This is a genomic window from Microbacterium altimontanum (assembly GCF_058349865.2).
Genome location: NZ_JBYRJB020000002.1, coordinates 364,628 through 390,494, shown reverse-complemented (window position 1 = coordinate 390,494; position 25,867 = coordinate 364,628). Strand labels below are relative to the sequence as shown.

General features: G+C 72.1%; 21 protein-coding genes. 10 read left to right on the top strand and 11 right to left on the bottom strand.

Translation table 11 applies throughout. The annotated features are described in order from the left end of the window. Positions 1–55 precede the first annotated feature (55 nt). From AC3RX1_RS04055 to AC3RX1_RS04040, 4 genes are all read left to right on the top strand, one after another. Positions 56–1,624, top strand: a complete 1,569-nt coding sequence (locus AC3RX1_RS04055; protein WP_491499963.1) for an FGGY-family carbohydrate kinase — start codon at positions 56–58, stop codon at positions 1,622–1,624. After that, positions 1,621–4,140 (top strand): GH116 family glycosyl hydrolase, encoded by a 2,520-nt coding sequence (locus tag AC3RX1_RS04050; RefSeq protein WP_491499962.1) that lies wholly within the window; start codon positions 1,621–1,623, stop codon positions 4,138–4,140. The genes AC3RX1_RS04055 and AC3RX1_RS04050 overlap by 4 nt, the downstream gene beginning before the upstream one ends. A gap of 55 nt (positions 4,141–4,195) precedes the next feature. Beyond that, entirely contained in the window at positions 4,196–5,827 is a 1,632-nt protein-coding gene (locus AC3RX1_RS04045; RefSeq protein WP_491499961.1) for a fucose isomerase, read from the top strand. Positions 5,828–6,055: 228 nt separating this feature from the next. Next, positions 6,056–7,012, top strand: coding sequence for a hypothetical protein (locus AC3RX1_RS04040; protein WP_491499960.1), 957 nt, complete (start codon positions 6,056–6,058; stop codon positions 7,010–7,012). A 348-nt stretch (positions 7,013–7,360) separates the two neighbouring features. Here the strand turns inward: AC3RX1_RS04040 and AC3RX1_RS04035 are convergent, their stop codons facing one another. From AC3RX1_RS04035 to hemE, 7 genes are all read right to left on the bottom strand, one after another. After that, complete coding sequence (locus tag AC3RX1_RS04035) at positions 7,361–8,803, bottom strand: glutamate-1-semialdehyde 2,1-aminomutase (RefSeq protein ID WP_491499959.1); 1,443 nt, start codon at positions 8,801–8,803, stop codon at positions 7,361–7,363. Continuing rightward, the gene (gene hemB / locus AC3RX1_RS04030) at positions 8,800–9,783 is read right to left on the bottom strand and encodes a porphobilinogen synthase (RefSeq protein ID WP_491499958.1); all 984 of its coding nucleotides are present in this window, start codon (positions 9,781–9,783) and stop codon (positions 8,800–8,802) included. Before hemB ends, AC3RX1_RS04035 begins: the two co-directional genes overlap by 4 nt. Continuing rightward, positions 9,780–10,790: a hydroxymethylbilane synthase gene (hemC, locus tag AC3RX1_RS04025; RefSeq protein ID WP_491499957.1), complete on the bottom strand. Its 1,011-nt coding sequence runs from the start codon at positions 10,788–10,790 to the stop codon at positions 9,780–9,782. Before hemC ends, hemB begins: the two co-directional genes overlap by 4 nt. After that, positions 10,787–11,863: a ferrochelatase gene (locus AC3RX1_RS04020; RefSeq protein ID WP_491499956.1), complete on the bottom strand. Its 1,077-nt coding sequence runs from the start codon at positions 11,861–11,863 to the stop codon at positions 10,787–10,789. Before AC3RX1_RS04020 ends, hemC begins: the two co-directional genes overlap by 4 nt. Further along, positions 11,860–12,579, bottom strand: coding sequence for a hydrogen peroxide-dependent heme synthase (gene hemQ, locus AC3RX1_RS04015; RefSeq protein WP_491499955.1), 720 nt, complete (start codon positions 12,577–12,579; stop codon positions 11,860–11,862). The genes AC3RX1_RS04020 and hemQ overlap by 4 nt, the downstream gene beginning before the upstream one ends. A 71-nt stretch (positions 12,580–12,650) precedes the next feature. Beyond that, positions 12,651–14,303, bottom strand: a complete 1,653-nt coding sequence (locus tag AC3RX1_RS04010) for a protoporphyrinogen/coproporphyrinogen oxidase (protein ID WP_491499954.1) — start codon at positions 14,301–14,303, stop codon at positions 12,651–12,653. Further along, positions 14,300–15,436: a uroporphyrinogen decarboxylase gene (gene hemE, locus AC3RX1_RS04005; protein ID WP_491499953.1), complete on the bottom strand. Its 1,137-nt coding sequence runs from the start codon at positions 15,434–15,436 to the stop codon at positions 14,300–14,302. The genes AC3RX1_RS04010 and hemE overlap by 4 nt, the downstream gene beginning before the upstream one ends. A 244-nt stretch (positions 15,437–15,680) precedes the next feature. On the opposite strand from hemE, the gene AC3RX1_RS04000 reads away from it, so the two are divergent. Both AC3RX1_RS04000 and AC3RX1_RS03995 read left to right on the top strand, forming a co-directional pair. After that, positions 15,681–17,018 (top strand): glutamyl-tRNA reductase, encoded by a 1,338-nt coding sequence (locus AC3RX1_RS04000; protein WP_491499952.1) that lies wholly within the window; start codon positions 15,681–15,683, stop codon positions 17,016–17,018. A 76-nt stretch (positions 17,019–17,094) separates the two neighbouring features. After that, the gene (locus AC3RX1_RS03995) at positions 17,095–17,505 is read left to right on the top strand and encodes an MmcQ/YjbR family DNA-binding protein (protein WP_491499951.1); all 411 of its coding nucleotides are present in this window, start codon (positions 17,095–17,097) and stop codon (positions 17,503–17,505) included. A gap of 203 nt (positions 17,506–17,708) precedes the next feature. Here the strand turns inward: AC3RX1_RS03995 and AC3RX1_RS03990 are convergent, their stop codons facing one another. Next, on the bottom strand, positions 17,709–18,320 hold the full coding sequence (locus tag AC3RX1_RS03990; protein WP_491499950.1) for a haloacid dehalogenase-like hydrolase: 612 nt from the start codon (positions 18,318–18,320) through the stop codon (positions 17,709–17,711). Positions 18,321–18,457: 137 nt separating this feature from the next. Between AC3RX1_RS03990 and AC3RX1_RS03985 the strand changes: the two genes are divergently transcribed. Both AC3RX1_RS03985 and AC3RX1_RS03980 read left to right on the top strand, forming a co-directional pair. After that, positions 18,458–19,153: a sulfatase-like hydrolase/transferase gene (locus AC3RX1_RS03985; RefSeq protein WP_491499949.1), complete on the top strand. Its 696-nt coding sequence runs from the start codon at positions 18,458–18,460 to the stop codon at positions 19,151–19,153. Positions 19,154–19,261: 108 nt separating this feature from the next. Next, positions 19,262–20,887, top strand: coding sequence for a SulP family inorganic anion transporter (locus AC3RX1_RS03980; RefSeq protein ID WP_491499948.1), 1,626 nt, complete (start codon positions 19,262–19,264; stop codon positions 20,885–20,887). Between the two features lie 24 nt (positions 20,888–20,911). Here AC3RX1_RS03980 and AC3RX1_RS03975 read toward each other — a convergent pair whose 3' ends face one another. Together AC3RX1_RS03975 and AC3RX1_RS03970 are read right to left on the bottom strand one after the other, a co-directional pair. Then, positions 20,912–21,805, bottom strand: a complete 894-nt coding sequence (locus AC3RX1_RS03975; RefSeq protein WP_491500090.1) for a formylglycine-generating enzyme family protein — start codon at positions 21,803–21,805, stop codon at positions 20,912–20,914. Positions 21,806–21,877: 72 nt separating this feature from the next. Then, positions 21,878–22,465: a hypothetical protein gene (locus tag AC3RX1_RS03970; RefSeq protein ID WP_491499947.1), complete on the bottom strand. Its 588-nt coding sequence runs from the start codon at positions 22,463–22,465 to the stop codon at positions 21,878–21,880. A gap of 194 nt (positions 22,466–22,659) precedes the next feature. Between AC3RX1_RS03970 and AC3RX1_RS03965 the strand changes: the two genes are divergently transcribed. Both AC3RX1_RS03965 and AC3RX1_RS03960 read left to right on the top strand, forming a co-directional pair. Then, complete coding sequence (locus AC3RX1_RS03965; protein WP_491499946.1) at positions 22,660–23,961, top strand: glycosyltransferase; 1,302 nt, start codon at positions 22,660–22,662, stop codon at positions 23,959–23,961. A 9-nt stretch (positions 23,962–23,970) separates the two neighbouring features. Then, a complete protein-coding gene (locus tag AC3RX1_RS03960) occupies positions 23,971–25,197 on the top strand; it encodes a glycosyltransferase (RefSeq protein ID WP_491499945.1) in 1,227 nt (408 codons plus the stop codon). Positions 25,198–25,252: 55 nt separating this feature from the next. On the opposite strand, the gene AC3RX1_RS03955 is transcribed toward AC3RX1_RS03960, so the two are convergent. After that, positions 25,253–25,819, bottom strand: coding sequence for a hypothetical protein (locus AC3RX1_RS03955; RefSeq protein WP_491499944.1), 567 nt, complete (start codon positions 25,817–25,819; stop codon positions 25,253–25,255). Between the last annotated feature and the right edge of the window lie 48 nt (positions 25,820–25,867).

Genomic DNA, 25,867 nt, shown 5'->3' with positions numbered 1-25,867 from the left:
GAAATCGATTTCGGGTAGCGTGATCCGCGTTCTGACAGCGCCAAGGAGGACGCGAATGCTGTGCACGCTCGGTGTCGACATCGGCACCTCCAGCAGCAAGGGCGTGCTGGTCGGCCCCGACGGTCGCATCCTCGCGACCGCGATCGTCGAGCACGACGTGCGGCGCCCGCGGCCCGGCTGGGTCGAGATGGACGGCGACGTCTGGTGGAGCGAGTTCGTCACCCTCGCGCGCGACCTGCGCGCACAGCTGCCCGACGCCGATGTCGCCGCCGTCGGCGTGAGCGGGATGGGCCCGTGCGTCCTGCTCGCCGACGAGGACGACCGGCCGGTGCGTCCGGCGATCCTGTACGGGGTCGACACCCGGGCGGGCGCGCAGATCGAGCGCATCCGGGCGGAGCTGGGCGACGATGAGATCACTCGCGTCGGGGGATCGCATCTGACGTCCCAGGCCGCGGGCCCCAAGATCGCCTGGATCGCCGACGAGGAGCCCGACGCCTACTCACGTGCGCGGCGGCTCTTCATGCCGGCGTCGTTCCTCGTCCGCAAGCTCACCGGCGCGTACGTGCTCGACCACCAGTCGGCCAGCCAGACCTCCCCGCTGTACGACGTGGAGGGGAACTCCTGGCACGAACCGTGGTGGCGCCGCTTCGCCCCCGGAATCGAGGCGCCCGCACTGACGTGGGCCGGTGACATCGCCGGGCGGGTGACCGACGTGGCAGCTGCCGCGGCGGGACTGTCCGCCGGCACGCCGGTCATCGCCGGCACGATCGACGCGTGGACCGAGGCGGTCAGCGTCGGCGCCCACCAGGTCGGCGACCTCATGCTCATGTACGGCACGACGATGTTCCTCATCGCGACCGGCGAGCAGACCCTCCGCACGCCGTCGATGTGGACCACGGTCGGGGCGTTCCCCGGCACCCGCAACCTCGCCGGCGGGCTCGCGACATCCGGCGCCCTCACCTCCTGGCTCAAGGGCCTCACCGCCGCCGACTACCCCGCGCTCCTCGCCGAAGCGGCGGAGTCCGGCCCCGGAGCAGGCGGACTCGTGATGCTCCCGTACTTCGCGGGCGAGCGGACGCCGATCCTCGACCCCGACGCCCGCGGCGTCATCGCGGGCCTCACCCTCAGCCACACCCGCGGCGACCTGTACCGTGCGGCACTCGAGGCCACCGCGCTCGGAGTCCGCCACAACATGGAGACGATGCGCGCCGCCGGTGCCGACATCCGCCGCATCGTCGCCGTCGGCGGCGGCACGCAGGGCTCGCTCTGGCTGCAGATCGTCTCGGATGCGACCGGCCTCGCGCAGGAGGTGCCGCAGACCACGATCGGCGCGAGCTATGGCGCGGCCTTCCTCGCCGCCGCGGCGGTCGCCGAACCCGGGAACGCCCCGCGCATCGCGGAGTGGAACCCGGTGGCCTTCACGATCGAGCCCGACCTCGCGGCATCCGTCGTCTACGACGAGCTGTTCGACAAGTACCTGCGCCTGTACTCGGGCACGAAGGATGTCGTGCACGAGTTGGCGGGGGCGCAGCGGGAGAGTCGTCTCGACCCGCCGCGCTCGCTCGACGACCGGGGTCCGCGCTCGCTCAGCGACGGGGCGTCGGACCGGGAGGTGCCCGCGTGACCCGCCGCGCCCGCGGCATACCGCACACCGCCACGCGCGCAGCGTTCCCCCTCGGGGGCATCGGCACGGGAAACGTGTCGCTCGGTGCGCGCGGCGAGCTGCGCGACTGGGAGATCGAGAACCTTCCCGACAAGGGGCGCCGCAACCCGAACACGTTCTTCGCGATCCATGCGCGGCCGGCCGACGGCGACCCGGTCACCCGCGTGCTCGAGGCGCGGCTGAGCGGTCCCTACGACTGGGACGCCGGTGCGCCGTTCGATGCGCTCGCGGGCCTTCCTCGGCTCCAGGGGGCGACCCTGCACGGCGAGTACCCGGTCGTCGACATCGACTTCGCCGACGCCACCCTTCCCGTGCAGGTGAGCCTCCACGCGTTCACCCCGCTCGTGCCGCTCGCCCCCGACGCCTCGGGCATCCCGGCCGCCGTGCTCCGCTACCGCGTGACGAACCCGGGTGCCGCTCCGGTCGCCGTGACGGTGGTCGGTTCGGTGAGCCACACCGCCGGCCGGGGCGATGGCCCGTTCGGGATGCGCGGAACGCAGAGCGTCGCCTGGCGCGATGACGGCATCGTGCGGGGACTCGACTTCGGCATCGACCTGCCCGAGGACGACTTCGGGTACGGCACGCTCGCGCTGACGACGACGGATGCCGCGACCACCGTGAAACCGCAATGGGTCACGGGATTCTGGCCCGATGGCCCGCGGCTCTTCTGGAACGACCTCACCGCCGACGGGCTGCTCGAGGCCGAGCCGCGGCTCACGCTCGAGGACCGCCCGCGCGGCCTGTTCGCCGAGGGGGACACGGGGCGCCCCATGACGGAGGCCGAGGTGTTCGCCACGCTCCCGCGTGTGCGCACCGGGTCGCTCGGGATCGTGCACGAACTGGCACCTGGCGAGGAACGCGACTTCGAGTTCGTCTTGAGCTGGTCGTTCCCCAACCGTCGGCGCGGCTGGCTCGGCCACATCATCATGAACGACCCGCACGCCGACGAGGTCGTGCGCAATCACTACGCCACGATCTGGCCGGATGCGTGGGCTGCGGCATCCCACCTCCACGCGCAGCTTCCGGTTCTGGAGGCCGCCACCGACGCGTTCGTCGAGGCGCTCTACGGCGGCAGCGTCGACGAGGTCGTCGCCCAGGCGGCCGGCGCGAACATCGCCGCTGCACGGTCGACCACGTGCTTCGTCGTCGAGACTCCCGCTCCGGGGCTCGGCGAGGGGTCGGTGTTCGCGGCGTGGGAGGGGTCGTTCGATCACGGCGGCTCCTGCGAGGGGACGTGCACGCACGTCTGGTCGTACGCGCAGACCGTCGCGTGGCTGTTCCCGCAGCTCGAGCGCACCGCGCGCCGCGTGGAGCACCTGCTCGAGACCGACGAGGCGGGCGCCCAGAAGTTCCGATCCAACCGCGTGTTCGACGGGCCGAGCTGGTTCATGGGTCCCGCCGTCGACGGGCAGCTGGGCACCGTCATCCGTCTGCACCGCGAATGGCGGTTCTCCGGCGACGACGCGTTCCTCCGTGAGTTGTGGCCGGCCGCCGACCGTGCCCTCGCCTACGCGATGCGCGAGTGGGACCGCGACGGGGACGGGCTCCTCGACGGCGAACTGCACAATACCTACGACATCGAGTTCCACGGGATCGAGCCGCTCGCGAACTCCATGCTCATTGCGGCGCTGCGCACGGGTGAGCGGATGGCCCGGCACCTCGGACACGCGGAGCGGGCCGACGAGCTCGCCGCGCAGGCCGACCGCGCCGCCGCTGCGATGGACGCCGTGCTCTGGAACGGACGGTGGTACCGGCAGGTGATCGACGACGTCGACGCGCACCGCTACCAGTACGGAGATGGAGTGCTGTCGGACCAGCTGCTCGGCTGGTTCCACGCCGCGCTGAACGGCCTCGGGCCGATCCTCCCGGTCGACCGGGTGCGCAGCGCGCTGTCTGCCGTCGTGGCACACAACTTCCGGTCCGACCTCACCGCGCACGAGAGCACGCAGCGCGTCTACGCCCTGAACGACGAGGGCGGGCTGCTGCTGGCGTCGTGGCCCGAGGGCGGGCGCCCGGCGATCCCGTTCGTCTACTCCGATGAGGTCTGGACCGGCATCGAGCACCAGGTCGCGGCATCCCTCGCCTCCGTCGGCCTCATCGAGGATGCCCTTCGCATCGAGCGGACGCGGGCGGACCGGTACGACGGCGTCGTGCGCAACCCCTGGAACGAGATCGAGTGCGGCAACCACTACGCGCGCTCACTCGCCTCGTGGGGAGTGCTGCTCGCCTTCACCGGCCAGCAGTGGGATGCGCCGACCCGCGCCCTCTCCTTCCACCCGGCTGACGATTCCACCGCACTGCGCGCACTCTTCACCACCGGGACCGGATGGGGGCGCGTCGAGATCGACGACGACACCCTCACGCTCCGCCTCGACGGCGGCGAGCTCATTCTCGACGAGCTGCGGCTGCGCGGCGCGCTCATCGGCACCGGCATCCACCTCTCAGCGGGCGACGCACACACCGTCCCGCTCGACTGACCACCGGCTGCACCGATCACCCGCCGGCACTGACCCATCCACCAACGGAGACACCATGAGTTACACACTTCCCACTCCCACGGAGCGCCCGACCACGGCGCCGAAGACGGTCTACCTGATCACGTCGGGCGACCTGCGCGAGTCGGCGAACGTCGCCGGCTGGCCGGTGCAGGAGGCGACCGAGGCCGCGGTCACCGCGGCGTTCGAGCAGCTGGGCTGGAACGTCGTGCGCCCGTTCCCCGTCGACGAGGAGCGCGGGCACGGCTACATCCGCAGCCAGCGAATGGGCCTCGAGGTCTTCAAGAACATTCCCGAGGATGCGCCGCTCGTCGTCGCGATCGCGAACTGGCAGTACTCGCACCACGTGCTCGCAGGACTCCGCACCCACCGCGGGCCGATCCTCACGACGGCGAACTTCGCGCCCGACTGGCCGGGGCTCGTCGGCCTGCTCGGTCTGAACGCCGGCCTCACCAAGATGGGCAAGGACTACTCGACGATCTGGTCGGTCGACTTCACCGACGAGTGGTTCCGCAACGGCTTGAAGGAGTGGGTCGAGACCGGTCACATCACGCACGACGCGTCGCACGTGCACGACCTTCCCGCGCTGCCCGACTCGCCCGAGACCCAGTTGGGGCGGGCGCTCGCCGAGCAGCTCCGGGCGGACAAAGCCATCATCGGCGTGTTCGACGAGGGCTGCATGGGGATGTACAACGCCATCTTCGACGACGAGCTGCTGAACCAGACCGGCATCTACAAGGAACGCCTGTCGCAGTCCGCACTGTACGCCGAGATGCTCGAGGTGACGGATGCCGAAGCCGACGCCGCATACGACTGGCTCATCGAGCAGGGGATGACCTTCATGTACGGGGAGGATGCCGCTACCGAGCTCACCCGCGACCAGGTGCAGTGGCAGCTGAAGATGTACATCGCCGCGCTCCGGATCGCCGACGACTTCGGACTCGACGCCGTCGGCATCCAGTATCAGCAGGGGCTGAAGGACCTCGTGCCCGCGTCGGACCTCGCCGAAGGCATCCTGAACTCCACGGAGCGTCCGCCGGTGTTCTCGCGCGACGGCAAGCGTGAACTGCACGCCGGGCGCGCGTTCCCGCACTTCAACGAAGCCGACGAGGGCGTCGCCGTCGACGCGCTCGTGACGAACCGGGTCTGGACGGCGATGGGTCTGAACCCCGACACCACGCTGCACGACGTGCGGTGGGGCGAGGAGCACGACGGCGAGTTCGTGTGGGTCTACGAGATCTCGGGCTCGGTGCCGGCCTCGCACCTCGGCGGCTGGGACAAGGCCGAGGGATGGCGGCAGGGCCACGTGTTCTTCCCCGCCGGCGGCGCCACGATCAACGGCGTCTCGAAGCCCGGCGAGGTCGTGCTGTCGCGGGTGTACATCGCCGACGGGACGCTGCACGCCGACCTGTTCCGCGGTTCGGTCGTGGAGCTTCCGGCCGAGGTGACACAGCGCCGCAAGGACGCGACGAACCCGGAGTGGCCGATCGCGAACGTGGTGCTGCACGGCCAGACCCGCGACCAGTTCATGGCGCGGCACAAGGCCAACCACGCGCAGCTCGCCTACGCCCCCGACGCCGCCACCGCCGACAAGGCGCTCGCGGCGAAAGCGGCGATGTTCGACGGGATGGGCATCACCGTCCACCTCGTCGGCGACGTGACCCTGTGACCTCACGCACTCACCCTCGGCCCTGCTGCTGCGGCTGCGACGGCTGCGGCTGCTGCTGCGGCTGCTGCTGCGGCGAAGTCGTACGATCTCGCCGAATGCACACGAGACTGCGCGCGGATTGATGTGCAGTGGGCGATGTGATGTTCCGTCGCGGGCCGCAGGGCCGCCACGGCCGGTGGCAGGCGACGGGTGCCGCGGCGGCGGCATCGTGAGGCGAGAAGCGGCATCGTGAGGCGGGAGAAGGAGAAGGGATGGAGGATGCGCGAGGCGGAGGTCGACGAGACCGGTTGGCTGCGGCCGCCGGCCGGTTCCGGTGAGCGGGAGCCACGATGGGGACATCCCGACGGGATGCAGATCGGGCTGCACCCCCTCGGCGGACCGCGCGGCCTGATCCGGGTCTTCACGCCGTACCTCGATCACCCGAGAGATCGGCTGGTGAACTTCATCGCGATCGAGCCGATCCCGGCGGGGAAGGAAGAGCGCGGGTACTCCGAGCTCGAACGGTCACGACTCGACGACGTGCCGGGTCTGCGGTTCTGGTCGGCCGACGACCCCTCCGATCCGACACCCCGGAACGGTGCCGACCCCGCGCGGGGCACGGTCGACGGCGCCACCCTGACCGTCCACATCCTGTGCGAACCGTTCGTGAACGGCGCGGACGTGTGGGTGACGGCGACCTTCACCGCCGACCGGCCGCATGAGGTGGCGCTCGCAGCGTGGGCGCGGGAGTCGTCGGTGCCGCTGAAAGCGTGCATCCTCAGCGCCACGATGGGGAACTGGGCGCGCCTGCGCGAGCTCGAGCTCGCCGGGCGCACCGCCCAGGCTGCGCAGCTCTGGCCGGACTACCGTGATACCGCCTTCGCGCCGCACGTGTCCTTCGGCGTCGACGAGCTGATCCACGAGGACGACGGAGTCGTCGTGCGGGCACGACCGGACGAGGACGACCCGGTCGGCGCCGTGTATGTCGAGGGCACCGCCAAGCACTGGCACTATGTCGGGCGGCGCGGCGTACAGGAGTGGCGTGCCGCGGATCCCGACCCGGCGCTGCGCGCACAGGTCAACGGCCGGCACACGTACTGGATGAGCGAGCACCCGCTGCCCGGGGGCATCGCCTTCGAGAACGTGGAGCTCGTCGAGCCGTTCCGACAGGGCCGCGCCCTCACGTTCCGCGTCGAGCCGCTCTAAGGCTGCCGGCGCGATCACCGCTGCTGACGCATCCTGAGCCCGCGCAGCACCCGACGGAAGCGCTCGGCGGAAGCCGCCATCTGGTGTCCTCCGTCGAATGCTGCAGCATCATGCTGATGCGCGTCGATTCTGTGACGTGCTGCACGTTCCTGCTGATGCGGGAGAGAATTCCTGGCGCATCAGCGGAACGGTGCAGCCTCAGCCGCACCCGGAACCGCCTCGAGGGGTAGCGCCCGCAGCCCCAGCCGCATCCCGAACCGCCTCGAGGGGTAGCGCCCGCGGCCCCAGCCGCGTCGGGATGGTGCCCACGTCTCCGCAGCCCCAGCCGCGCGTCCGGAACGCGCGACGTCAGGCAGTCGCGGCGGCGGCGGCCCGCGCCGCGGCGGGCAGCGCCTCGAGCACCCGCGATACCGCCGCGTCGTCGTGCGCGGCGCTGAGGAACCATGCCTCGTACGCGCTCGGCGGCAGGGAGACCCCCGCCTCGAGCATCGCGTGGAAGAACGGCCCGTAGCGGAACGCCTCCTGCCGCTGCGCGCCCGCGTAGTCGGTCGCCAGCGACGGCTGGAACTGGATGCTGAACAGGCTGCCCGCACGAGACACCACGTGGTCCACTCCCGCCGCCGTCAGGGCTTCGGATGTCGCGGACGAGACGACGCCCGCCACCTCGTCGATGCGCCGATACACCGCAGCGTCGGCAGCACGCAGCGTCGCGAGCCCCGCCGCCACCGCGACCGGGTTCCCCGACAGCGTGCCTGCCTGGTACACCGGCCCCAGTGGCGCCAGGTGCTCCATGATCTCCCGCCGCGCGCCCAGCGCCGCCAGCGGCATCCCGCCGCCGACGACCTTGCCGAACGTCACGATGTCGGCCGCGACCGGCTCCAGGCCGAGCCAGCCCTCCGGCGACACCCGGAAGCCGGTCAGCACCTCGTCGACGATCAACAGGGCGCCATGCGAATGGGCCGTCGACGCGACGAACGCGTTGAACCCCGCCTGCGGCGCGACGACGCCCATGTTCGCCGCCGCCGCCTCCACGATCACGGCCGCGATCCGCGGACCGAACTCGGCGAACGCCGCCGACACCGCCGTCCGATCGTTGTACGGCAGCACGAGCGTCTGCGCGGCGATCTCGGCGGGAACCCCCGCCGACGCGGGCAGCGCCAGCGTCGCCAGGCCGCTGCCGGCATCCGCCAGCAGCCCGTCGGAGTGACCGTGGTAGTGCCCGGCGAACTTCACCACGAGCGGCCGCCCCGTCACCCCGCGCGCGAGTCGGATCGCCGTCATCGTCGCCTCGGTGCCCGTCGACACCAGCCGCACCTGCTCGACGACCGGTCGGGTCGCCTCGGTCGTCGAGGGGGCCGTGTGCGGCGAAGCTCCCTCGTCGGGCGACGGCGTCTCGACCCGGTCGCGCGCGGCGCTCCCCCGCTCGACGACCGGAGTGGCGCGCCGGCCGCTCCCTCCCTCGACCGTCGGGACGGCGACCGGTGCCAGCCGCGCGATCACGGCCTCCGCGAGCTCGGTCTCGGCGGGCGTCGACGCCCCGAACGACAGCCCGCGATCGACCGCGGCGTGGACGGCGTCCAGCACCGCCGGATGCGCGTGCCCGAGCAGCAGCGGACCCCACGAGCACACCAGATCGACGTACTCGCGCCCCTCGACATCGGTGACGTACGGCCCGTGCCCCGACACCATGAACCTCGGCGCCCCGCCGACGGAGCGGTACGCCCGCACGGGCGAGTTCACTCCACCCGGGATGACGGCGGATGCCTCAGAGAACGACGACTCGTTGCTCATGCGCTCCGCTCCCACTGCGCCAGCTCGAGCGCCCAGTACGTCAGCACGGCGCCGGCTCCCGCCCGCAGGATCCCCGTGACGCTCTCGCGGATCGCGCGCTCCCGGTCGATCCAGCCGTTCGCCGCGGCGGCCTCGATCATCGCGTACTCGCCCGACACCTGGTACGCCCAGACCGGCACCCGCGCGGTCGCCGCGACGTCGGCCAGCACGTCGAGGTAGCTCATCGCCGGCTTGACCATCAGCACGTCGGCGCCCTCCGCCTCGTCGAGCGCCGCCTCGCGCAGCCCCTCGATGCGGTTCGCCGGGTCCTGCTGGTAGGTGCGGCGGTCGCCCTGCAGCTGCGAATCCACCGCCTCACGGAACGGTCCGTAGAACGCCGACGCGTACTTCGCCGCGTACGCGAGGATCGCCGTGTCGGCGAATCCCTCGCCGTCGAGCGCGTCGCGCACGGCCGCGACCTGGCCGTCCATCATGCCCGACAGGCCGAGCAGGTGCGAACCCGCCCGCGCCTGGGCGAGCGCCATGTCGCGATAGCGCTCCAGCGTCGCATCGTTGTCGACGACACCGCGGGAGTCGAGCACACCGCAGTGCCCGTGGTCGGTGAACTCGTCGAGGCACAGGTCCGTCTGCACGACGAGGGCGTCCCCCGCCTCGGCGACGGCCACCCGGGTCGCCCGGTTCAGGATGCCGTCGGGCGCCGTGGCTCCGGATCCGACGGCATCCCGCACCGCCGGGATGCCGAACAGCATGATCCCGCCGATCCCGGCGGCCGCGGCATCCTGCACCGCCGGCTTGAGGGACTCGAGCGTGTGCTGCACGACGCCCGGCATCGAGCCGATCGGCGCGGGATCGCTGATGTCCTCGCGCACGAAGAGCGGCAGGATCAGCTGCGCCGGGTGGATGCGGGTCTCGGCGACGAGCCGGCGCATCGCCGGGATCGTCCGCAGCCGGCGGGGCCGGATGACGGGGGGAGTGGTCATGATTCCTCCGGGGATGTCGCCGGTCCGACCGGCGCGAGGTCCGCGGCACCGTCGTCCAGCAGCCGCGCGGTCACGACGCGGGCAGCCTCCGCCGCTGCGTCGGGGAGGGCCGCCTCGTCGAGGCCTTCGATGGTGTGGGATGCGGTGACCCGCCGTGCGCCGTCGAGGCTGTACACCGCCGCCGAGAGCGTGAGCGTACCGCCTTCGACGGCGGCCGCGGCACCGACCGGCGCGGCGCAACCCGCCTGCAGCCCGGCGAGCACTCCGCGCTCGGCCGCGGCGCGGGCCGCCGTTGCGGGGTCGTTGACCCGGGCCAGGGCTGCGGCGAGTGCGACGCTGGAGATGCGATCGTCGTTCGACACGGATGCGTCGGCCTCGCGCACCTCGACGGCGAGCGCGCCCTGGGCGGGCGCCGACGGCCAGGCGTCGAGCGGCATGGGCTGCATCGCCATGTCGGTGCGGCCGAGGCGGGACAGACCCGCGGCCGAGAGGATCACGGCGTCCAGCCGATCGTCGCCGGCGGAGGTCAGCCGCCCCAGGCGGGAGTCCACGTTGCCGCGGATGTCGACGACCTCCAGGTCGGGGCGTGCCGCGCGCACCTGGGCGACCCGGCGCGGGGAGCCCGTGCCGACGCGAGCGCCGGCGGGCAGGTCCTCGAGCGGCAGCCCGTCGCGCGCCACCACGACGTCACGCGGGTCCTCGCGGACCGGCACCGCGCCGATGACGAGGCCGGGGCACGGCGCGGTCGGCAGGTCCTTGAACGAGTGCACGACGACATCGCAGTCGCCGGCGAGCAGCGCATCGCGCAGCGCCGTCGCGAACACGCCCGTGCCGCCCAGGCTCGACAGTGACGCGCGGGACGTGTCGCCGTGCGTGGTGATGCGGACGATCTCGACGGTCACGTCGACGCCGTCCGCGGCGAGCGCTGCGGCGAGTGCATCGGCGACGAGCTGGGTCTGGGTGACGGCGAGCGCGCTGCCGCGCGTGCCGACGCGCAGCGTGCTCATCGGGCCACGGCCGGCGCCGGGGCTCCCGTCACGGCGTCGTGGTCGGGCCACGGGCCGAGGTCGGTGAGGTGCGGCCGGTCGGCGTCGGGTATCGAGTTCACGCGCTCCTCGATGAGGTCGACGAGCCCCGCCACGAATGCGGGATGCACGCCCGGCGTCGCGACGCGGGCGAAGCCGATGCCCACCGCCGCGGCGGTCTCGGCGGCCTCGGTGTCGAGGTCCCAGAGGACCTCCATGTGGTCGCTGACGAAACCGATCGGCACGACGATCACGCGCTCCACACCGTCGGCCGCGAGGCGCCGGATCTCGTCGTTCACGTCGGGCTCCAGCCAGGGCGTGCGCGGATCGCCGCTGCGCGACTGGTAGGCGAGCGAGTACGCCAGACCGGGCGCGGCCTGCGCCGCGATGACGTCGGCGACGGCGAGGTGCTGCGCGACGTACGCGCCACCGGGTCCGAAGGAGGGTCCGGATGCGTCGGCCGCCGCTGTCGGGATCGAGTGCGTCACGAACAGGACGTGGGTGCGGGGCGCGCTCGTGGACGCGCCGGATGCTGCGGCGGTCGACGCATCCTGCACCGCGGCACGCAGTCCCTCGACGAACGGCGCGACGAAGCCGGGGTGATCGAAGAACTCGCGCAGCCGGTCGATCGACACGACCCCCTCGAGTCCGGTGTCGGCGAGGGTCTGCTCGAAGTTCTCGCGGTACTGGCCGACACCGGAGTACGAGGTGTACGCGCTCGTGACGACGGCGAGGAGCCGGTCGTGACCGGCCTCGTGCGCGGTACGGACGGCATCCGCGAAGTACGGGCGCCAGTTGCGGTTTCCCCAGTGCACCGGCAGCTCGATGCCGCGGGCCGCGAGCTCGTGCTCGAGGGCGTTCTTCAGGGCGCGGTTCTGCTCGTTGATGGGGCTGGTGCCGCCGAAGTGGCGGTAGTGGACGGCCACCTCCTCGAGCCGTTCGTCGGGCACTCCGCGTCCGCGGGTGACGTTGCGGAGGAACGGGATGACGTCGTCCTGGCCCTCGGGTCCGCCGAAGCTCGCGAGGAGGATCGCATCGAAGGCGCCGGCGGTCACGACAGCACCTCGGCCACGTCGGCCGACGCGATGCGGCGGCCCGTGAAGAACGGCGTCTCGATGACGACGTGACGGCGGGCGTCGACGTAGCGCAGGTCGCGCATCATGTCGACGAGGTCGGTGAGCTCGTCGCCCTCGATCGGCACGACCCACTCGTAGTCGCCGAGCGCGAACGCCGCGACCGTGTTGGTGAGCACCTCCGTGTACGCGGCGCCGGCGCGGCCGTGCTCGGCCAGCATGCGGCTGCGCTCGCCGTCGCGCAGCAGGTACCAGTCCTTGCTGCGCACGAACGGGTACACGGTGATCCAGTCCTTCGGCTCGACGCCGCGCACGAACGCCGGGATGTGCGAGCGGTTGAACTCCGCCTCGCGGTGCGTGCCGACGAGGTTCGTGTGGCCCTCGAGCGCTGCGATGACGCCGACGCGGCGCAGGACGCGCACGGCCGACTGCAGGTCGGACGCGCTGGGGCCGTGCAGCCAGAACATCAGGTCGGTGTCGGCCTTGAATCCGGAGACGTCGTAGATGCCTCGCACCGTGACGCCGGCGGCCTCGATCTCGGCGAGGGCGGCGTCGAGGTCGGATGCCGCGGACGCCAGCAGTTCGGCGGAGACCGGAGCCGACGGGCGCCGGAACACCGCCCAGAGCGTGTAGATCGAGGGAGTGTTCTCGGAGGAGGGGGAGGCTGCGGGGGTCACGCGTTCAGACACGCCTGACATCTTCTCTCCGCCGGATATGAATTCCCAAGGAACCTTCAGTGCCGCTGTATGATCGCGCCGGTTCGGGCGACTCAACGAGCGGGGAGTGACGCGAGCGCGCGGGCCGCGGCATCCTGCGCATCGGGGATCACCGACGCGAGGCCGGTGCCGGCGACCCACGCGCCGGCGACCTCGAGGCCGGCCACCGTGCGCACGGCTTCGCGCACGGCGCGGATGCGGTCGGCCTGCCCGTGCGCGGCGGGCGACACGGAGCTCTCCCACGTCACGTGCGTGAAGCCGACGACCTGATCGGCGTGCAGGGCGGCCCCGAGCAGTGCGGATGCGTCGCTCAGCGCCCGGGCCCGCAGCGCGTCGTCGTCGAGGCCGGCCGCGGGGCTTGCCTGTCCGGTCTTGCCGTACGAGAGTCGCACGACGTGCCGACCCGGGCCGGCCTGCTCGGCGAGCCACTGCCACTTGATCGTCCCGTGCGTCAGCGCCTTGGCAGCCACCCGGTCGTGCGCGTCGTCGGCGACGAGCAGCCCCGTTCCGCGCGGGCCCTCGTCGAGTTCGTGCGCATCGAGCACGAGTGTCGCGAGGTCGACGCGTGTCGGCGACGGCCACTGCGCGGGCGCCGCGATGCGCTGCCGCTCGCCCGAGGCGAGCGCCGCGGACAGCAGGCGCACAGATTCCGGGCCCGACGCGGCCAGCACGACGGCGTCGGCCGTGAGAACGGTGCCGTCCTCGAGGCGGACGCGCCAGGCGGGGGTCGTCCCGGGGACGATCGCGGCGACGGGAGCGTCCAGCCGGATGTCGACGCCGCGTGCCCGCGCGTCGGCGGCGAGACGGCGGATGAGCGTCCACATCCCGCCGCGCAGCCCGCCCGCCGCCGAGCCCGGTCTGCTCGCGGGGGAGGCGGCGCGGCCGTCGGAGAAGCCGGTCGGCGCGCCTGCCGCCGCCTGCCCGGAACGGTCTGGCGACCGCATCGCCGATGCCGCCCGCACCTCCTGCGCGGCCCGTGCGAGCGAGCGCGTGCGCGCGAGAGCGTCGCGGAGGCCCGGTGAGATCGCATCCACATCGAGGTCGTCGGCGGAGCTCGAATACACTCCCGTCGACACCGGCGAGACGAGCCGGTCGAGCACGGAACGGCCCATCCGTCGGCGCACCACGTCGCCGAGCGTGGTGGGGCGGTACCCGCGGCGGGTGGGGATGATCCTGTCGAGCTGCGCGCGCAGCGCGGCCCGACGTCCGATTGCGGCGACGACGTCGGCGGCGAGCGGATCCGAGGGGATGCCGAGCAGCCCTCCCTTCGGCGCCGGAACCGTGCGGTCGGAAAGGTGCAGCCATGCCCCCGCGGCGTTCGGCCACACGACGTCGTCGCTCATCCCGAGGTCGTCGATCAGCCGCGCGACGGCGCCGCCGCGTGTCGCGAAGCTCTCCGCGCCGGCGTCGAGCGTGATCCCGGCCACGTGCTGCGGCGCCACGCTCCCGCCCAGTGTGCGGCCCGCCTCGAGCAGCGTCACTTGCGCACCCGCCGCCGCGCAGGCTCGCGCCGCGACAAGCCCGGCTGCGCCGCCGCCGACGACGACGACGACGACGCGTGGCGACGCGCCCCCGGCTCGCTCTTCGGCGCCCGCTGAGGCGAGGGCATTCCGCTCAGCTGAGGGCCCTTGCGTGTCGGAACCCCTCGTCTCGGCGGCATCCCCTCGTCTCGCAGCCGAGGGGGTCGGGCTCGCGCCAGCCGTCATTCCACGCCGGCTTCGTGCACGAGCCGTACGAGGCGGGTCAGCACGTCGGGGTCGGTGTCGGGCGGTACGCCGTGGCCGAGGTTGACGACGTGTGCGGGTGCCGAGCGGCCGCGGCGCAGCACGTCGCGAGTGTGGTCCTCGAGAACGTGCCACGGCGCCGCCAGCAGCGCCGGGTCGATGTTCCCCTGCAGCGGCACCGTGCCGCCGAGGCGGCGGGATGCCTCGTCCAGCGGGATCCGGTAGTCGATGCCGACCGCGTCGGCGCCGGCATCCCGCATGTCCGCGAGGAACTCGCCGGTCCCCAGGCCGAAGTGCACGAGCGGGACGGCCGCGCCCTCGGGAGTGGTCAGTCCGCGCGCCCAGGAGAGCGCCCGCGCCGAAGCCGGCGCGATGTGCTGGACGTAGTCTGCGCGGGAGAGGGATCCGGCCCACGAGTCGAAAAGCTGACCCGCGCTCGCACCGGCCATGAGCTGCGCCCGCAGGAACGCGCCGGTGACGTCGGCGCACCATGCCATGAGTCGCGCCCACGCCTCGGGGTCGGTGTGCATGAGGCGCCGCGCGGCCAGGTGATCGCGCGACGGCCTCCCCTCGGCGAGATACGCGGCGAGTGTGAACGGCGCGCCGGCGAAGCCGATGAGGGGAGTCGATCCGAGCTCGGCGACCGTGCGGCGCACCCCCTCGCGGATCGGTTCGAGCGCCTCGTCGTCCGACCGGAGCATGCCCGACCCCGTGAGCGCGTCGACATCGGCTGCGGTGCGCACGGCCCGGTCGAAGACGGGACCGGTGCCGGCCTGGATCTCGACATCGACGCCGGCAAGGCGCAGCGGGATCACGATGTCACTGAAGAAGATCGCGGCATCGACGCCGTGGCGCCGTACCGGCTGCAGCGTGATCTCGCTCGCGAGCTCCGGGTCGAGGCACGTGTCGAGCATCCCCTGACCGGTGCGCAGCGCGCGGTACTCCGGCAGCGATCGGCCCGCCTGACGCATGAACCACACGGGTGTCATGGCGCCGCGGGAGCCGCGGTACGAGGCGATCAGGGGTGCGGATGCAGTGGCGCCGCTGGCCAGCGGATGCTCGGTGGGCAGCGGGTGCGGGGCGACGGGCAGGGGAGCGGTCGGGTGGGAACTCACGCGCCGATTGTCCCAGACGGGAATGAGTACGCCCACCAGGGCGCCGTCCCGCCGCAGAGACGGCGCGCGGGCCGGAGACGCTTGTACCACGGTGACGGCCGGATCCCGGCAGCAACTCAGGCTGCGACATCCTGCTCCCGAAGACGAAGCCCGGAACCTCGCGGTCTGTGCTCGCGACCGCATCCGTCCAGCCTGAGTTGTTGCCGGGGAATCGCTCACAGGTCCGTCGCGTATCCTTCCGGCCGTGCTGTTCTGCTATTCCTCAAGCCACCGCACCACGCAGTTCGACAACCTCGGTCGACTCGAGCGCGGTGCGAACGAGGTCATCGGCACCCTCGCCGAGCACGGCGGCATCGTCGCGGGCAGCGTCGTGCTGTCGACGTGCAACCGCTTCGAAACGTACGTCGACATCGTTCTCCCCGACGCGGACGGCCAGGACGCCGAGGGGCAGGATGCGGCGGCGCACGCCGCGCGCGTCGTGACGCAGGCGATCGGGGAGGCGACCGGCATGCCGGCGCACGAGGTGCGCGAGGCCGGGATGCTGCTGCACGGCGACGCCGTCGTCGAGCATGCCTTCGCCGTCGCGAGCGGGCTCGAGTCGGTCGTGGTCGGCGAGGGCGAGATCGCCGGCCAGGTGCGGCGCGCGCTCGAGGGGGCGCGCGAGCGCGGCACCGCGACCCGCGAGCTCGAGCGGGTGTTCCAGCTCGCCGCGCGCACCTCGCGCGGGGTGAAGAACCGCACGGAGCTCTCGAGCGCGGGCCGTTCCGTCGTGCGCCTGGCGCTCGACATGGCCGAGACCCGCATCACCGACTGGGCGGCGGCGAACGTGCTGCTGGTCGGCACCGGCCGCTACGCCGGGGCGAGCCTCGCCGCGCTGCGCGAACGCGGCGTGACGCGGGTGCAGGTGTACTCCCGCACCGGTCGTGCCGCCGGTTTCGCGACGAGTCACGGCATCGTCGCGGCCGAATCGCTCGAGGCGGCGGTCGCCGACAGCGACCTCATCGTCGCCTGCAGCGTGGCGCCGACGGTCATCCTCGACGCCGCGACCGTGGCGGCGGCTCGGGAGCGGCCGGGCGCCCTCATCCGCCGCCTCATCGTCGACCTGGGCCTCCCGCGCAACGTCGATCCGGAGGTCGCTGCCGTCGCCGACACCGAGCTACTCGACCTCGAGACGATCCGCGCCCACGCGCCACTGCCCGAGCTCGGCGCGACCGACGAGGCGCGCGCGCTCGTCGACCACGCCGTGGCCGACTACCGGCGGGCGACGGCGGAGGACGCGGTGACCCCAGCTCTCGTAGCACTGCGCTCGCACATCTTCGACGTGCTCGACGGCGAGATCGCGTGGGCCCGCCGCCGGGGCGACAGCAGTCCCCAGACCGAGGCGGCACTGCGGCACCTCGCCGGAGTCCTGCTCCACGGGCCCTCGGTGCGCGGTCGCGAACTGGCCGCCGAGGGACGCGCCGATGAGTTCGGCGCCGCCGTGTCTGCCCTGTTCGGGGTCGACACGGCACGCATCCGTCCCGTCGCCGAGCTGCGTCCGGCGGACGATGCGGCGGACACCGCCGCCGGCGCCGCATCCTGACGCCGCCGCCGGCGCCGCATCCTGACGCCGCCGCCCCGCGCTGGCGCGTCGGCTGCTGCGCCCGGATACTGAGGTCATGGTGACACTCGACGACGTGCGTGCGATCTGCCTGGGCTTTCCCGGTGTCGTCGAGACGGTCGAGGGCCACCGCGGCGGAGCCAGCTGGCGGGCCGGACGTGCGCAGTTCGTCTGGGAGCGCGGCCCGAGCGGGCGCGACCTCGAGCAGCTTGCCGCCGTCGGCCGCACCTGGCCGCCGGGCACCGTGATCGGCATCCGGACCGACGGGATCGACGTCAAGGAGGCGCTCCTGCAGAGCGATCCCCGCACGTTCTTCACGATCCCGCACTTCGACGGGTGGCCGGCGGTGCTGAGCGCCCTCGACACCGCCGATGCCGCGCTGCTGCGCGAGACGATCACCGAGGCCTGGCTGCTGCGCACCACCGCGACCCGCCGTGCCGAGTGGCTCGCCGCTCACGACCTCTCCTGACCCGCGTTCCTGCTCCGTGAGGTGACAGAAGTGGCGGGAAACACCCGCCGGATACCCGCCACTTCTGTCACCTCACATGTGAGGGGCGGGCAGTCGTCATGCGGATGCGTCGGGTGCCGCGCTCGGAGGGCCTCCCGCCGCCGCGTCGGCCGACGCATCCGCCGCGGCATCGGCGAACACGCGAGACCAGTCGTCACGCACGCTCACGACGGTGTAACCCCTGTCGTCCGCGGCGGCCAGCGCCTGCTCGGCGCCCGCTCCGGCGGGATGCCGTAGCAGTCCTCGGTCATCGGCCGCATGAAGTCACGCTCCCCGCCCGACACGATGTAGCAGCGGAACCCGTGCTCCTCGAGGTAGCGCAGCAGCTCCACCATCGGCACGTACACGGCATCGGCATACGACCTGCCGAGCGTCGGATGCGTCGCATCGCGGAAGAACGCCGACACCGACGCCGCGTAGTCCTCCACGCTCACTCCCTGCACGAGCCCCACCAGGGCGCCGATGAGCACCTTCAGGTCGGAGTCGTCTCCGGCGTAGTGCTTGTCGATCGCACCGCCCAGCCAGGCGAAGTCGCCCGACACCGCCGCGGCATACGGCTGCTCGTCGACCAGCGACGGATCCGCCGCGGCGGCGGCGCGCCACCCCTGCACGATGAAGTGCAGCTGCGTCGGCATGGGCTTCTCGGTCCACAGCGTGCCGTCGTTGTCGAACACCGCGACGCGCTCCGCGGCAGGGATGGTGCGTTCCGCCTCGGCGACGAACCGCTCGATCGTGCGCCGGGTGCCGGTGTCGTTCCACGAAGACAGTGCCGTCATGAGGCCGATCATGGCACCGTTCCGCCGTCGGCGAGCGCCCTCGCATCCGCATCTCACCCGGCACGGGTGAGGTCGACCGATCGGCCGCAGGCACCGCACTTACCGTGGCGGCAACGTCTCGGTAGGAGGAAGCAGCCATGTCCGATTCCACGCCTGAATTCAACGGTGTCATCAAGCTCGACGTCCGCGACTCCGTCGCCGACTGGACCCCGTACGAGTCGCCGAAGGCGCCGAAGGGGGCGCCGAACATCCTGGTGATCCTCTATGACGACACCGGGATGGCATCGTGGTCGCCCTACGGCGGGCGCATCAACATGCCCACGCTCGACCGCCTCGCCGAGAACGGGCTCACCTACACGCAGTGGCACACCACCGCGCTGTGCTCGCCGACCCGCTCGACGTTCCTCACCGGCCGGAACCACCACGCCAACGGCATGGGCAACATCATGGAGGGCACGAAGGGGTTCCCGGGACTCTCCGGTCACGTGCCCCCCGAGTGCGCGACGATCGGTCAGGTGCTCCAGCAGAACGGGTACTCCACGTTCTGGGTGGGCAAGGACCACAACGTCCCCGAGGAGGACATCTCCGCGGGCGGCAGCAAGGAGCAGTGGCCGCTGTCGCAGGGCTTCGACCGGTTCTACGGCTTCCTCGGCGGCGAGACCAACAACTGGTTCCCCGACCTCGTCGAGGACAACGGCTTCATCGAGCAGCCCTACCTGCCCGAGGACGGCTACCACCTGTCGAAGGACCTCGTCGACCAGACGATCCGGATGATCCGCGACCAGAAGGCATCGAACCCGTCGAAGCCCTGGTACACCTCCCGACCGGGGTGAGGGCAGCGGGCGCGGCGGGTGCGGCAGCTCTAGCGTGGGGCCAGACCGACGGGGAGGCGCCATGCTGCGACAGATCGCCGTGCCCGACGCGACCGATGCGGCGGGGCGATGACGACCGCTCCGTCCGCTCCGGCGTCGCGGGTGTGGCTGCTTCCCACGCTGCGGGGCTACCGCCGGGCGTGGATCGCCCGCGACGTCCTGGCGGGATTGTCCGCCGGCGCCGTGGTCATTCCGCAGGCGATGGCCTACGCCACGATCGCGAACCTCCCCGTCCAGGTCGGTCTCTACACGTGCATGGTGCCGATGCTCGTCTACGCCCTGTTGGGCGGTTCACGGGCGATGAGCGTGTCGACGACCTCGACGATCGCCACGCTCACCGCCACGACGATGGTCTCGGCCGGCGTCGCCGCCGATTCGAGCGACCCCATCCCCGACCTCATGGCGCTGACCCTGCTCGTCGGCGTTCTCCTGCTGGTGGCCCGCGTGCTGCGGCTGGGTGGCGTCGTGGAGTACATCTCCAAGTCGACGATCATCGGCGTGCAGGTGGGTGTGGGCGCGACCGTCGCCGTGGGCCAGCTGCCGAAGCTCCTGGGGGTGACGAGCAACTACTCGGGGCACGGCTTCCTCAGGTCGCTCGTCGGGGTCGCCGAGGCGGCGCCGCACGCCAACCTCCCCACGATCCTCGTGTCGCTCTGCTCGATCGCCGTGCTCGTCGTGCTCAAGCGCTACGCGCGTCGCGTACCCGGGCCGTTGATCGTCGTCGCCGGGGGGATCCTGCTCGCCGCGTTCACGCCGATCGCCGGCGCAGGGCTCGAGCTGATCGCTCCCGTCCCGCGAGGCTTCCCGCCTCCCGTCCTGCCGTCGTTCACGCACATCGGCGGCATGGTGCCCGGGGCCCTGGCGATCGCGGTGATGGCGTTCCTCGAGACCACCGCCGTCGCGCGCGGCATCCGCAAGCCCGGAGAGCCCGCGATCGACAGCAACCGCGAGCTGTTCGCCGCAGGGACGGCGAACACCGTCGGCTCGTTCTTCCAGGCGCTTCCCGCTGCCGGGGGCTTCTCGCAGAGCGCCGTGAACCAGGCCACGGGCGCCCGGTCCCAGCTGGCCGGCATCGTCACGGTCGTGCTCGCGGTGCTGGTGGCGCTGTTCCTCGGCCCGGTGCTGAGTCTCATGCCGCAGGCCACTCTCGCCGCGCTCGTGCTCGTCGCGGTGATCGGGCTCATCGACATCCGGAGCCTCGCCCGGCTGTGGCGGCTGAACCGGCCCGACTTCTGGGTCGCCGTGATCACGGCCTTCGTGGGGCTCACGGCCGGCCTGCTGCTCGCGGTGGCGATCGGCATCGTCGGCACGTTCGTCGTGATCTTCCGAGAGCTCAACCGCGTGCGCATCGATGTCGGCGCGCCGCAGCACGGCGTCCTCCCGGTGCGGCTGCTCGGGCCGATGTACACCGCGAACGTGCTGTCGTACGAGACGGCGGTGCTGGGCGCAGCCGGCGCGGCGACCGGCATCCATGCCGTTGCTCTCGAGCTCACGCGCCTCGAGGTGGCGTCGGTCACCGTGCTCGACGCGCTCGCCGACCTCGACGGGGAGCTCGCCGCGGCGGCCGTCGAACTGCGGCTCGCGGCGGTGCCCACCGGCGGCGCGGCAATGGCGCGGAAGGGCTCGTGGTTCGCCGGGCTCGAGGCCGAGGGACGCGTCTACCCGACGCTTGCCGACGCGCTCGCCGCCGACTGAGGCCGGGACGCAGCCGCGGCTCGCTCAGGCGTCGCGCACGCAGCGGAAGCCGATGTGCGACATCCCGGTGTCCTCGGCCTGCGGCGACCGCGCCGCGGGCCGGAACCTCAGGCAGTAGTCCGGCGAGCACAGGTGCGAACCGCCCTTGAGCACCCGCCGGGGGATGTCGGGGAAACCCTCCTGCGCGCTCGCCTGCGCGAGCAGATTCATCCGCTTGCCGGCATCCACAGGACGGTCCGAGAGGTGCAGGTGACGAGGGGTGTAGAAATCCGTCGTCCACTCCCAGACGTTGCCGGTCATGTCGTAGAGTCCGTATCCGTTCGGCGGGTACGACCCCACGGCGGCGGTGCCGCCCACGCCCTGATTGTCGTAGGGGAACCGTCCGAGCCACGAGTTCGCCTGCGGAACGCCCTCCGGGTACGGCTCGTCACCCCAGGCGAAGCGCGCCCCCTCGAGACCGCCGCGCGCCGCATACTCGTGCTCCGCCTCGGTGGGCAGGCGTAGCCCGGCCCACTGCGCGTACGCCTGCGCGTCGGCGAACGCGATGTGCACGACGGGATGCGCCATCCTGTCGCCGATGCCCGAGTCGGGGCCGAAGGGATGGCGCCAGGATGCGCCGGCCTCCCACCGCCACCAGTTCCGCCAGTCGCCGAGATCGGTCGGCCCGGCGGTGGGGGTGAACACCATCGCTCCCGGCACGAGATCCGCCGGATCGGCGCCGGGGAACGCCGCCGGGTCGAGCTCGCGCTCAGCGACCGTCACGTAACCGGTGTCGTCGACGAACGCGGCGTAGTCCTCGTTCGTGACCTCGTACCGGTCGATCCAGAACGGCGCGACGTCTCGCTCGTGCACCGGCCGCTCGTCGGGATAGAAGTCGTCCGACCCCATGCGGAACGTGCCGCCGGGCAGGAGAACCATGTCGCGTTCCGTCACAGACCCCACGGTATCGGGCCTTTCGCCGCCCGCGTCCGTCATCGCACCTGACCGCACCTAGCTCGGGTCGATGCGCAGCACGTTGTGCTCGTCGAGGGTGAGGTCCTCGACGACGCGCAGCGTGCGGGCCAGCTCATCGAGCGCCCCGATCACCGTGCCGAACCGGGTGCGGTCGGAGCAGACGGCCGAGAGCATCACGACCCGGTCGCCCTGATCCCAGAGGTAGCTCGCGAACGGCGGTGTGCGCGGGTTGTCCGGGTCTGCCACGACGAGGCGCTCGCCGACACCGAGGTGCGGGTTGCGGAACCGGGTCGTGTCGTCGTCCTCGATCGGGCGTGACGCCTGCGCCACCCGGAACTCGTGGGTCGCCTCCTGCACCTGCGCCATCGCCACGAGCAGTTCGGGATCGGACTTCCACATCCACACGAGCATGCGGCCCTCGGCGCGCCGCAGCAGGAACGGGGTGACCTGGCTGATCATCCAGGGGAACACCCTGCCCGCGGGCTGCGACATCCCCGTCAGCTGCTTCATCTGCGTCATCAGCATCCGGATGGCGGCCTTGCGGTGCCGGCGCCCCTTCAGGCCGATCGAGCCGGTCATCGCCACCCAGCGATCGGGGGAGGCATCCGCCTGAATCCGCACCATGCCACAACGCTATGCCCGTGTGCGCGCGAGAGCCATCGGTTCCGGGGATTCACACCGGGCGCAGGTAGAGTGGGGCCGGCGCGGCCGACGCCCGCACCACCGCAGAGAGAGGCACCCCCTTCACCGTGACTCCCGCCGCCCCCACCGGTCCGCAGCCGCGAGATCCGCACCAGCCGTCGGAGCCGCAGGCAGCCATGCCCGAGCCGCCAGGACAGACCGCCCCTGAGCCGCAGGCCGCCTCTGAGCCGCAGGCCGCTGTGCCGGAGGCCGCCTCTGAGCCGGAAGCCGTCGTGCCGGAGCCGCAGGAACCGGCCGACGCGGGCGATCGCCGCCCGCTCACCGTCCTCATCGGCGCCGACACCTTCACTCCGCATGTCAACGGCGCCGCCCGCTTCGCCGAGCGCCTCGCCGCCGGACTCGTTGCGCGCGGACACGACGTGCACGTCTCGGCTCCAAGCGTTGGCCACCGCAACCACGGCACGTTCGTCGAGGAGATCGAGGGGCAGGCGGTCACGATGCATCGCCTGCCCTCCTGGCGCTGGCCCCCGCACGACTGGCTCACGTTCGTGCTCCCCTGGCTGAGCAAGCACTACGCGCGGAAGGTGCTCGACGAGGTGAAGCCGGACGTCGTGCACATCCAGTCGCACATCGTGATCGGCCGCGGGCTCGCGCGCGAGGCGCGCAAGCGCGGCATCCCGATCGTGGCGACGAATCATGTGATGGCCGAGAACATCCTCGACTTCACGACGCTGCCGCCGGTCCTCGACAAGGTGCTCGTGAAGCTCGCATGGGACGATGCCGAGCGCACGCTGAAGATGGCCCGTGCCGTCACGACGCCGACCCGCAAGGCCGCCGACTTCCTCGAGGCCACGATCGACATCGACGGCGTCATCCCGGTCTCGTGCGGGATCGACCGGTCCAACTACCGACCCGATCTCACCCCGCGCGACGCGAACCGCATCCTGTTCGTGGGACGCCTCACCACCGAGAAGCAGATCGACGTCGTCCTCAAGGCGATGGCCAAGCTCGAGCCGGCGCTGGACGTGCACTTCGACGTCGTCGGCAGTGGGGACCAGCGCCGCAACCTCGAGCAGCTCGCCCATCAGCTCGGCCTGGACGAGCGGGTCACGTTCCACGGGCACACCTCGGAGGAGCAGCTGCGGGATCTGTACTCGCGCGCGAGCGTGTTCACGATCGCGTCGATCGCCGAGCTGCAGTCGATCGCGACGATGGAGGCGATGGCGTCGGGTCTTCCCATCCTCGCCGCCGACGCCGTGGCGCTGCCGCACCTCGTGCACGACGGCGAGAACGGCTACCTCTTCCCGCCCGGTGACGTGGACGCGCTCGCCGAGCGGCTGACGCAGGTGCTCACCGCCTCGCCGGGCGAGCGGCTGCGTCTGCAGCAGGCGTCGCTCGACGGTGTCGTGATCCACGACATCAACCGCACGCTCGACACCTTCGAGGCGCTCTATCGCGGCGAGCCCCTCCCCGCCTAGAGTCCCCTCGTGCACATCGTCTTCTTCGCCGATCAGCACCTGGAATCGCTCGGCGGCGCCCAGGTCTCGATGGGGCTGCAGAAGCGATACCTCGAACGCGCCGGACACACCGTCACGGTTGTCGCACCGCGGATGCGTGGGCCACGCGCTGCGGCGCTGAGCCGGCGCATTCCAGATCCGGCATACATCGATACCCCCTCGATCGCCATCACCCCCGACCGCGAGTACTCGCTCACGTTCCCCGGCCGGCGCACCGATCGGTTCATCGATCGCGCCCTCAGCGCTCGCGCGCCCGTCGACGTCGTGCACGTGCAGGCGGACTTCTGGGGGGCTGTCACCGGGCACCGGTTCGCCCTCAGGCACGGGCTCCCGGTCGTCCACACGATGCACAACCGGGTCGGCGTCGGACTCGCCGCGACGGTGCCGTTCCCGTCGGCGGTGCTGCGGTTCCTGAACGGCTGGCAGCGCATGATGCTCGGTCCCGCCGCTTCGCGAGCGCCCCGCCGCGGCGACGACGGCTGGTCGTACCTTCGGAGCCTCGCCGCGCATGCGAGCGCCGTGACGGCGCCGTCGGCGCACTTCGCGCGGCGCCTGGAGGAGCACGGCGTGGTGCCCGGCGCCGGAGCACGGCACGTCGTCGACGTGATCTGGAACGGCATCGACGACAGCATCCTCGACGATGCGCTGGCGCTCACCGCGCCCCGCCGACCGGGTCCGCCGCGGCTCATCTGGCTCGGCCGGATGAGCCCCGAGAAGCGCCTACTGCCGTTCCTGCAGGCGCTGTGCGACGCCGGTGTGCGCGCCGACGTGCAGGTGCTCGGCAGCGGCTCCCAGCGGCGTGCCGCGGAGCGACTCATCGAGCGTGCTCGGCCCGAGGCATCCGTCGTCTTCGGTGGGCGGATGAGCTACGCCGAGACGCTGCGGCGCATCGCCGAGGCGGACGCGGTGCTGCAGACCTCGATCGGATTCGAGACCCAGGGGATGACGGTGTTCGAGGGGGCGTCGCTCGGCACGCCCGCGATCATCAGCGACCCCGACATCGCCGCCGAGCTCGAATCGGGGTACTGGCAGGTGCCGGATGCGTCGACCGCCGCGCTCGCACAGACCATCGCCCGCGCCGCGGCGGACATCGCCGGCGGCACCGCTCCCCTGCCGAACCCGGTCGTCGCCGAGCGGTTCCGGCAGTCCTCCCGCACGGCCGCGATGATCGAGGTCTACGAGCGCGTGCGGAGCTGACGGCGTCCGCCCGCACGCGCTGAACGAGGTTCTTCGTCGAGAGTCGCGACCCGGCTCAGCCGACGAACGCGGAGACGAGTCCGCTGTACAGCACGCTCGTCAGGACGCCGACGACGATCGCGATGCCGATGCCCAGGCCGATGCCGGCCGCGCCGCGGGGGCGGGGCCGGCCGACGAGGCCGATGATCCCGAAGACGATCGCGGCGATCGCGATGAGCGCCTCCACGAGGGTGAAGACCGCGTTCGCCGACGCGATGGCGCTGTAGCCGCCCAGGCCGCCGCTGTGCGACAGCTGCGCGATCATCATCCCCTGCACGACGGTGCGGATGAGCCCCAGCACCAGCGCGGCGATGCCGGCGATCAAGGCCACCGTGCCCGGGTTGTTCCGGACGCGCCCGCCGGCGGGCGGAGCAGCCGGATACGGCGGCGCCGGGACGCCGGACGCATCCGTCGGCGCGGCCGTATGGGGCGGCTGCGCCGCGGGTCCGGCGGTAGGCTGCGGCGGCTGCGCCGCGGGTCCCGCCGTCGGATGCGGCGGCTGGGCCGCAGGTTCCGGCGCCGCCTGCGGTGCGGTGGGATCGCCCGACTGCGGTGGTTCCTGCGGGGGATACGGAGCGCTCATCGGTCAACCTCTCGTCGTCGCACCGAGTCTAGGGGAGCGACGTCCACG